The following is a 9263-nucleotide window of genomic DNA, read 5'->3' on the forward strand; positions in this document are numbered from 1 at the left end:
ATTCAGCCGGTCCCGGGGACCTCTAGAGTCTGGGCAAGGCGGGCCGGGCCGGATGGGCTCGGCCGAGGCGGTCGAGTACCGCCGGCTTGCAATCGCCGGTGCCCGCCCCCGGCGGAAGGTAGAGGACCTCGCCGAGCAACAGCCCCTGCGTCGTAGCGCCGGCCCGCGCATAGGCGTCCGTCAAAGTCGGCGACGGGATGCAATCCACGTCGAGGAAGACGAGGAGTTCAGCGCACGCTGCCTCGGCGGCCCGGTTGCGCGCGGCGGCCAGCGGCATCGGCTCGCCCGGCACGTGGAGGTGCCGGATCGGGCAGCCGGGATCGGGCAGGTCCGGCGCACGCTCCGACTGCATCCAGGCGATCACCAGCTCTCGCGGGGCCAGCGTCTGGCGGGCGAGACCCTGCATCAGGTTACGGAGCCGGTCGGCCCGGCCGCGGACCAGGGTCAGGACGCTGGGAGCCGGCCCCCCCGCGTGCTCAGCCGGCATCGGCGAGCATCCGGCGGAAGTGCGAGACCCCTTCAATGATGCCCCGGGCGTGGGTCCGACGGGACACGTAGGAGTGCTTCAGGGCGGCATGGCTTGCGAGGTCGTCGGAATAGTTCGCCACGATGATCGCCTGCACGCGGGCGCCGAGCATCTCGATGTCGTTGCCGGAATCGCCGGCCACGAACACGGCGTGCTCCGGCAGGTCGTACAGGGCCCGGACGTGGTCCACGGCAGTGCCCTTCGAGGCGGCCTCGGGCAGGACGTCGAGATACCGTCCATGACTGTGAATCACACGCGCGGCGATACCGGCCTCTGCCAGACGCGCGCGGACGCGCCGTTCGGTCTCGGTGTCACCGAAATAGCTCAGCTTCAGGGCCCGCTGCTCCAGAGGACCCTGCGGGCTCAGCCCATCAAGCCTGTCGAGCGCTGCCTGCACGGCGGGCCGATCCCAGCCGGGCTCTATGATCCGGCGCCACGCGGCGTCTGCCGTGTATGTCACGCCGTTGGCGTCGAGGTGGTAAATTTCGGATCCCACCGAGGTGATCATTACCTGAGGCCGGGGGCTGTCCTGTTGCTCCAGCACGGCCATCGCGCTGTGGAAGGACCGGCCGGTTGCGACGCCGAAGGCGAGCCCCGCCTGCCGGCTGCGCCACCGGCGGAAGATTCCCATCGCCGCATCGCAGCCGACCAGCGTGTTATCGATGTCGCAGACGAGCAGCTGCCGGGGTGTCTGGGTGGGCGGCTCCGGGGACAGCAGCGCGCGCAGCAGGACGTGATAGCGGGCGGCGTGCCGGTCCCAGTCGTAGGCTGCAGCCGCCCGGGCGCCGCCAGCCACGCAGCGTGCGTAGAGGACCGGATCGCCCAGGATCCGCAGGCACGCTTCCGCGATCGCCCCGTGGGTGCGTGGATCGACCAAGAGCCCGTTGCCGCAGGTCTCGACGATGTCGTTGGGGCCGCCGCTGTCGGTGGCGACCAGCGGCAGGCCGGCGGCAGAGGCCTCGAGTAGCGTCAGGCCGAAGGGCTCGTTGAGGGCCGGGTTGACGAACAGGCCGCCGCGCGTCCGAGCATGGGCGTAGATCGCCGGAACGTCCTCCGGACGGTGCGTCTTCGGGTAGGCGACGCGCCCGTAGAGATCGTAGCGATCGATCAGGACGAGGAGGTCGCGCATGGTCGCGGCCATGTCGCCGTCGAGGGTATCGATGTCGTCACGGGTCCCGGCGATGATCACGAGGTTGGCGTGGGCCTGGAGCGCACGACTCTCGCCGTAGGCACGCACCAGCGCAGCGAGATTCTTGCGCGCCACCGGCCGGGCGAGCGCCAGGATTGCCGGCCTGTCCGGATCGTCGAGGAAGCGGTCGATCGCCGCGTCGACCCGGGGATGGGTCTGGGCCGCGGCGAAGCGGGCGAGGTCGCTGCCCGGAGGCAGGACGCGGACGCGTCCGGGATCGTAGGCCGCATAGCCGGCGTACTGCACCTCCGCCTCGTCCCGCGAGGAGGCGATCACGAGCTGGGCTCGCGCCACAGCCTCCTCCTCGGCGGCGATCCGGCGGGCGAGATCAGGCCGGACGGGGGCCGTGCCCAGCATCGTTGCCTTCACGCGTCCGAGGGAATGGGCCGTGAAGACGAAGGGGATGCCCAGGCGATCTTCCACCAGGGCCGCCACCGTCGCCGCGTCCGCGTAATGCGCGTGAATGAGATCCGGCGCCCGGGCCTGGGCGGCGATCCAGGTGATGAGGTTTTCGGCGAAGGACGCGACCTCGGCGTGCATCGCCTCCTTGGCGCGGTAGTCCGGGGACGCGCTCGCGAGCCGCACGAGCGTGACCTTGTCGGCGATCGGCTCTTCGGGCACGGCGTAGGCGGCCCCGAGGGAGCCGCGAAACAGACGGGTCGCCACCACGATCCGCGTGAGATCGCGGTCCTGCACCGAGGCCGAGACCAGATCGAGCAGGTAGCGGATATGGCCGCCCGTGTCGGCGGTGAGCCCGTAGACGACGCCGTCGCCGCGCAGGCAGCCCTGCAGGGCGATATGCAGGACAAACATCAGGCGTGCGCTGCGGCTCTCGCGCGCCGCAGAACGCTTAACTTATGTAAAGCGAACGCCGCGCCCCGGCTTAACATATGTAAAGAGGTTGCCGTGCTTCGCGTCGCGCAGGTCGCTCCGAACATTTTTCCCGTTCCCCCAGACCATCACGGCGGCACCGAGCGGGTTGTGCACGATCTCAGCACGGCGCTACGAAGCTTGGGTGTGGAACTAACATTATTCGCCCCATCGGACAGTGCGACAGACTTACCGCGCGTCGGCAATTACCCGAGTCTCGCGGCGCTGGAACGGCAACACGGGCGCGTCGCACCCGGGGTGCCCGCCGCCCTGGAGGCTCTGCAGCTGGAGGACCTGCGGCAGCGGCTCGACGATTTCGACATCGTCCATTGCCACGGCGAATTCGCCCACGCGGCGCTGCTGGGCGCGCGGCGCCGACGCAGCCTGACCACCATCCACTGGCGGGTCGACGAGCTCGACCGGGCCTTGTTCTTCCAGGGTTTCCCCGACCTGCCCGTCGCGGCGATCTCGGCCGCGCAGGCGACCGGCATCCCGGCCGTGAACCTGGCCGGCATCGTCCATCACGGCATTGACCGGGCGCGCTACGCCTTCCGCGCCGCGCCGGACGACCATGTCGCCTTCGTGGGTCGCATGACCGACCAGAAGCGGCCCGACGTGGCGATCCGGGTCGCCCGCGCCGCCGGTCTGCCGATCCGGCTCGGCGGCACGATCGATGTCGGCAACCCGGACTATTTCGACCGCTGCGTGCGTCCCCTGCTGAGCGTCGACGCGACCTATCTCGGGCCCGTCGACGATACCCGGAAGGGCGAGCTCCTGGGCGGCGCCCGGGCGCTCCTGTTCCCGATCGACTGGCCCGAGCCCTTCGGCCTCGTGATGATCGAGGCGATGGCCTGCGGCACTCCGGTGGTCGCCTGGAACCGCGGCTCGGTTCCCGAGATCGTCGAGGACGGGGTGACGGGCTTCATCGTCTCCAGCGAAGCCGAGGCGGTCGCGGCCCTCGCCCGGATCGGGCAGCTCGACCGCGCCGCGATCCGCCGCCGGTTCGAGGAGCGCTTCACCGCCGAACGCATGGCCCGGGATTACCTCGCCCTCTACCACCGCCTGCGCGCCGCCTGATGCGCACCGCCTTCCTGGCCTGGGACTACCCGCCATCGCCGAGCGGGCTCTCCACCGCGGCCCGAGAGATCGCCGAGAGCCTTGCGCAGGCGGGCGCAGAGGTGACGGTGTTCACCCTCGACCGGACCGGACACGAACGGATCGGCGGCGTCACCGTGTCGGGGCTCGCCCTGGCGCCTGGCAGCTCCCTCGCGCGCCTGCGCCTCTGGGGCTCCGCCGGCCATCTCGCCGCCCCGCTCGCCTTCCGGCGTGCCGTGCTGGAGGCGCATCGCCAAGGGCCCTTCGCCGTGATCGAGGCGACCAATTGGTATGCGCCGGCTGCCCTGCTCGCCGGCCGGCGGGATCTGCCGCTGGTGACCCGCAGCTCCACGCCGGCCGCCTTCACCCGCGACCCGGCCGGCAGCCTGCGGAACCGCCTCGACGGCTGGACGGCTGACCGCCTGGAGCGTCGGCAGGCTCAGGCGAGCGCTGGGCTCATCGCAAACACCGCGACGCACGCGGGGGTGATCACCCGTTGCTACGGGCTGACCGGGCGGCAGCCCGAGGCGGTGATCGGTCTCAGCCTGCCCCCCGAGGTCGCCGAGGCCGCGAGTGGCGCCCCCTATCCGGAGGCGGCGGAACCGATCCGCCTGCTCTTCGTCGGGCGGGCGGAGGCGCGGAAGGGGTTCGATGCCCTTCTCGGCGCGGTCGCGATCCTCGGCGCCGAGTGGGCGAGGGGCGCGCTGCCCGCCTTCCGGCTCGACCTCGTTGGGGTGCCGCCGGACGATCTCCCGGCCGATCTGCCCGATGTGGCGCGGCCGCACATCCGGGCCCGGGGCCGGATCAACGGCCGGGCGCTGTCGGCGGCCTACGCCGAGTCTCACGCGGTGCTGGCGCCCTCGCGCTACGAGAGTTTCGGCCTCGTCTACCAGGAAGCGCTCGCCTACGGCCGGCCGGTCGTGGCCTGCGCCGAGGATGCGAGCGCCCGCGCCTTCGTCGGCGTGCCCGGCGCCGGCCCCCTGGCCGCGGCCGCGACCGGGCCGGCCCTCGCCGACGCCCTGCGTCCGCTCCTCACCGATCCGGACCTGCGCCGCGCCTATCGCGCCCGCGCCCTGGCGGCGGCCGGGCGCTTCAGCCGGGCGAGCCTCGGGCGCGAGACACTGGCGCTCTACGAACGGGCGATCACGGCGGCGCGGGGCGGCTGATCGTGCAGCCGCAGCAGATCCGGTCCGCTCCGACCCGTCAGTCTGCGTAGGGGCGCAGCAACGCGGCCTCTTCCTCCAGACGTCCGCGCCCGGGATCGAGCGCCTCGTAGCGCCGCGATCGTGCCCGGACATGGGCCGCGCTCAGGCGATGCTCGATGCCGCCGTGCAGGGCGATGAGGCTCCCGGGCCAGCCGCGGTCGAGAACCGGGCGCTCATGGACGCGGCCGGCGTAGACCAGATGGGTGCGGTTCAACCGATACTGGACATCCGGGAACACGTCCGAGAGGACGCCGTCGACCCGGTTCGCCCGGGCGAGCCCGATCGAGACGACGGCCTCCGCCTCGGCCAGGGCCGCCAGGGCGGGCAGCAAGCGGCCGGTCGCCGGGCCGAGCGCCTCGTCGGCGTCGAGCTGCAGCATCCAGCCGTGGCGGGCGAGGCCCTGGAGGGCATTGCGCTGCGCGGCGAAATCCCCGTCCAGGGGGCGGGCGGCCACGCGCACCGCCCCCGCGGCGAAGCCCGCGACCGGGACCGGCACCGCCGCCCGCGCCGGCCCGTCGATCAAGATCGCGACGTCGTCCGTCCAGCCAGCCTGCGCCGGCAGCGAGGCCAGGACGGCGTCCCGGTCCGCCGGACGGCAGAGGAGACCGAGGGACACCGGGCGCCGGTCGGCGGCTTCGAGGGCGAACAGCTCAGCGTCGGCCGCCCGGGTACCGTGGGGGTGTCGGAGTTCCGCGCGGCCGGCCGCGTCGCGGGGACGGACGCCGAGCCGCCAACGGGTCGCGGCGCTACGCAGGGTATAGAGGTCGAGGCCGTAGGGCGCCTCCGGGTCGGGCGCGAAGACGGGACCGGCGAGGCTTCGGGCCAGATGCGCGCGGCAGGCCTCCGGGGCCGCGGCGTGCGCGAGCAGGACCCCGCAGGCGTTGCAGGCCAGCGGGAAGGCGCGGCGCGCGCCGCCCGGATAGGACAGGGTCCGGTCGCTCGGCCCGATCATGGCGGCGGCACAGACGAAACACCGGCGCATGATCCCATCTCCCACGCCCGCGATCCAGCAGAGGGGCCTGGATGCGTCGGGCCCGCGCCTTACCTCCGCGGTTCCCATAACCCCTGCCGCACGTGATCCCGGACGTCGACTCCCTCCCTGCCGGACGCGCCGGCCTACCAGCCGACGGGTCCCTCGCCATCGTGGGCAACGCGCCCGGAGCGGGGGCGTGCGCAGCCGCGATCGATGCGGCGGACAGCGTGGTCCGCTTCAACAACGCGCTCGGCTTCGGCGGCGGCACCGGCCACCGCGTCACGCATCTCGCCCTGGTCAACCGCGGCGGCCAGCCGCGGGAATGGCTGGCGGACCGGCGCTTCCTCGAGCGCCCGGTGGTCCGCGCCGCGCAGGCCTTCATCCTGCCCTTCCCGATGCTGCCGGCGGAGCACAACGTCCCCGAGCCGATCTGCTGGACCCGCGAGCTTCTGGCGCGGCTGCGTCCGCTGGGCCGCCCGGTCCTCCTCCTGCCCGAGACGCTGCACCAGCAGGCTCACGCCCTGCTCGGCCCGCGCACGGCGGGACACCCGAACCAGAGCACCGGCTTCCTCGTGACGCTCGCGCTACTGCTCGGCCGCCCGGCGGGTGCAGGACCGGCGCAGGTCTTCGGCTTTGGTTTCGACGGCTGGCCCGGTCATCCCTGGGCGGCCGAGCGCGCATGGTTCGCCGAGGCTGAGGCGGCCGGACGCATCCGAGTGCATCCACCATCTCTGACCGAGCAATAACGTCATGACCACGCTGATCACCGTCCTGAAGGGCGGCGGGCGCTACGACGCCACCTGGGTCGCCCGCCTCGCAGGCGGCATCCGCCGTCATGCCCCGGCTTTCGAACGGATCGTCTGTCTTACGGACCAGCCAGTGGCCGTCGCGGGCGTGGAGACGATCCCGCTCCGGCACGCTTGGTCGGCCTGGTGGGCGAAGATGGAGGCGTTCCGGCCCGGTCTCAGCACGGGTCCGACCCTCCTGTGCGACCTTGATACGGTGCTGACCGGCCCAGCCGATGCCCTCGCCGAGCCCGGCCTCGCCGCGATGGAGGACTTTTTCCACGCGGGGCGCCTCTCCAGTGCGCTGCTGCGCTGGTCCGGGGACGAGCTCGCATCGCTTTACACGACCTTCGCGGCCGACCCCGACCGCTGGATGAGCCCAGGATCCTGCGGCCCCGTGCCGAACGCGGTGCATGGCGATCAGGTCGTCATCGACCACCTGCTGCGTCGGAGCGGGCGGCAACCGGATTTCATCCAGCGCCTCCATCCCGGCCTGCTCGATTTCTATGACCCCCGGCGCGATTCCCATGGCCCGGTCGTGATCTTCATCGGAGCGGCGAAGCCGGATACGGCGACTGGAGCCGTGCATGCTGCGTGGACGCGTAGCTGATGGAGGATTCCCGACGTCGTCTCGGCTACAACTTCTGAAGCGTTATCGTGATCAGGTCGGCCGCGGGTAAAGACGACCTATCTGAACAGAAGCTCCGAAGCTGCCCTTTGCCTACGGGCTACGTTCTCGCATGATCCTACGCGTGCCAGTGGGTCGCAGTCGGGCAAGGACAATGTTCGCATTTCGAGCGGCGGCATTCCGAAGCGGAATGGCAGGTTTCGGCCAGACCACGTCACGCCGACCCACAAATGCGCGCAGGAGCGGACATTCGGCTTCGCGTCCATCCCGGTCATTCCGGTTGCCTCGGACGCTCCTCCGTTCCGGACATTTGCGTGGCGTCTTCGACACCGGGGTATTCGCAGGAGCGCAGGTGAGAAAAAGAAGGGCAGCCACAGACTGGAGGCTGATCGCGACGCTCAAGCCGAACAAAGTATCTCTGCCTCACAGCAATTTACGACCGTTCGAGAAGCCTAGGTCGCACGTCAGTCTGGCGCGCCTGAAGACCGACATGTGAGCGCATCTCAATTCGAGCTGGATGCAAAGCCTGAGGATACTGCCAGTATGCCTATCGCGGCGCTCGGCGAAGCCTTGTCCATAGTATACGGCGCCAGGCTTCGGCGGGACGGGGACGCGCGCCGATTTGATCTGCGATGCGTCGGGCGAAAAAACGCGGATGGTCGCTGCCGAGGTAATCGGATGTACCGCTTGTGCTCATCAGGAGGTACGACCGGCAGCGATAGGTTTGGTCCGGCGCCGATCGACTTCTGTCCTGCGTGCAATCCGTGACGACGCAGCCTCACCCGCCGTCCGCGATCAACACGCCTCGCGCGATGGCGACCCGCTCTTAGTCTTCCTCGCGCAAACCGTGTTCACCCAAGAGTCTTATGCATTCTATAAAATATCCTGTCGCAAATAATATATTTTCCTAAAATCGTCGGCTTCAGTACGGCTCCTCGCAGCGAAAGCATTTCTTGCGGAGGATCCCGTGCTCGTGCTCGACTTGCCCCTTCTCGCGCCCGCAGCGCTGTTCGCAGGTGCGGCCGCCTGTTTCTCAAAACCAGGACGTCGCCCACGCGCCGCACTCCTGCTCGCCGAACTGTCAGCCCTCACCGCGCTCGCGAGCGCTGTCGTTTGCGCTGTCATGTTAGCGGCGACAGGAGCCGGTGTTGGATCCTTGGTCGGTCTTTTCGGGGCGGGGCTCGAGGCACGCGTAGATGCGGTCAGCATCACCATGCTCGTCCTCGTCACGTTCATCGGCTGGATCGTGCTGCGCTATGCGTCGACCTACCTCGACGGCGAGGATCGGCAGGGTGCGTTCACCGGCTGGCTCTGCCTCACGCTCGCAGCAGTGCTGCTCCTCGTCACGGCCGGCAATCTCGTTCAGCTCGTCGCCTCTTGGATCGCGACAAGCCTGTTCCTCCACCGACTGCTCATCTTCTACCACGCTCGTCCCGGCGCCCGCCGAGTCGCGCGCAAGAAGTTCGTCACCGCTCGGCTCGGTGACATCGCTTTGATCATCGCCGCCGTGCTGCTGGGCCTTGCCTACCGCACGAGCGATATCGGGCAGATCCTGGACGCCGCCCGGAATGGCGAAGGCGGACGGCTCGCAGTGACAGCAGCCGGCCTGCTTGCAGCCTCCGCCCTGCTCAAGTCGGCTCAGTTTCCGACCCATGGCTGGCTCATCGAGGTCATGGAGACGCCGACGCCGGTCTCCGCCCTGCTCCATGCAGGCGTGATCAACGCGGGCGGGTTCCTGCTCATCCGATTTGCCGACGTCCTTCTTCTCGCCCCCGGCGTGCTCGCGGTTCTCGTCGCCACCGGCGGTTTCACGGCCTTGTTCGGGAGCATGGTCATGCTGACCCAGCCCTCCGTGAAAACCTCGCTGGCGTGGTCGACCGTGGCTCAGATGGGCTTCATGATCTTCGAGTGTGGGCTGGCCCTGTTCCCGCTCGCGCTGCTGCACATCGTGGCGCACTCGCTCTATAAGGCCCACGCTTCCTGCTCAGGCGG

General features: G+C 70.1%; 7 protein-coding genes and 1 pseudogene. 5 read left to right on the forward strand and 3 right to left on the reverse strand.

All coding sequences use genetic code 11. The annotated features are described in order from the left end of the window. Window positions 1–31: 31 nt before the first annotated feature. Together I53_RS17480 and I53_RS17485 are read right to left on the reverse strand one after the other, a co-directional pair. A pseudogene (locus I53_RS17480) lies at window positions 32–487 on the reverse strand (glycosyltransferase family 2 protein); the annotation flags it as partial. Continuing rightward, window positions 477–2528 carry an HAD-IIB family hydrolase gene (locus tag I53_RS17485; RefSeq protein ID WP_043352927.1) on the reverse strand — a complete coding sequence of 684 codons (2052 nt, stop codon included), beginning with the start codon at window positions 2526–2528 and terminating at the stop codon, window positions 477–479. The gene I53_RS17485 and the pseudogene I53_RS17480, both read right to left, overlap by 11 nt. A gap of 93 nt (window positions 2529–2621) precedes the next feature. Between I53_RS17485 and I53_RS17490 the strand changes: the two genes are divergently transcribed. Together I53_RS17490 and I53_RS17495 are read left to right on the forward strand one after the other, a co-directional pair. After that, window positions 2622–3662 carry a glycosyltransferase family 4 protein gene (locus tag I53_RS17490; protein ID WP_043352930.1) on the forward strand — a complete coding sequence of 347 codons (1041 nt, stop codon included), beginning with the start codon at window positions 2622–2624 and terminating at the stop codon, window positions 3660–3662. Beyond that, the gene (locus I53_RS17495) at window positions 3662–4846 is read left to right on the forward strand and encodes a glycosyltransferase family 4 protein (RefSeq protein WP_043352932.1); all 1185 of its coding nucleotides are present in this window, start codon (window positions 3662–3664) and stop codon (window positions 4844–4846) included. The genes I53_RS17490 and I53_RS17495 overlap by 1 nt, the downstream gene beginning before the upstream one ends. A 37-nt stretch (window positions 4847–4883) precedes the next feature. Here the strand turns inward: I53_RS17495 and I53_RS17500 are convergent, their stop codons facing one another. Then, entirely contained in the window at window positions 4884–5867 is a 984-nt protein-coding gene (locus I53_RS17500) for a hypothetical protein (RefSeq protein WP_043352935.1), read from the reverse strand. A 92-nt stretch (window positions 5868–5959) separates the two neighbouring features. Here I53_RS17500 and I53_RS17505 point away from each other — a divergent pair, with 92 nt between their 5' ends. The 3 genes from I53_RS17505 to I53_RS17515 form a co-directional block, all read left to right on the forward strand. Then, window positions 5960–6604 (forward strand): hypothetical protein, encoded by a 645-nt coding sequence (locus tag I53_RS17505; protein ID WP_043352938.1) that lies wholly within the window; start codon window positions 5960–5962, stop codon window positions 6602–6604. A 4-nt stretch (window positions 6605–6608) separates the two neighbouring features. Beyond that, on the forward strand, window positions 6609–7253 hold the full coding sequence (locus tag I53_RS17510) for a hypothetical protein (RefSeq protein ID WP_043352941.1): 645 nt from the start codon (window positions 6609–6611) through the stop codon (window positions 7251–7253). Window positions 7254–8238: 985 nt separating this feature from the next. Then, on the forward strand, window positions 8239–9263 hold a 1025-nt coding region (locus I53_RS17515; RefSeq protein WP_043352945.1), incomplete at its 3' end, for a proton-conducting transporter membrane subunit.

The sequence above is a fragment of the Methylobacterium sp. B1 genome, assembly GCF_000333255.1.
Lineage (GTDB): Bacteria > Pseudomonadota > Alphaproteobacteria > Rhizobiales > Beijerinckiaceae > Methylobacterium > Methylobacterium fujisawaense.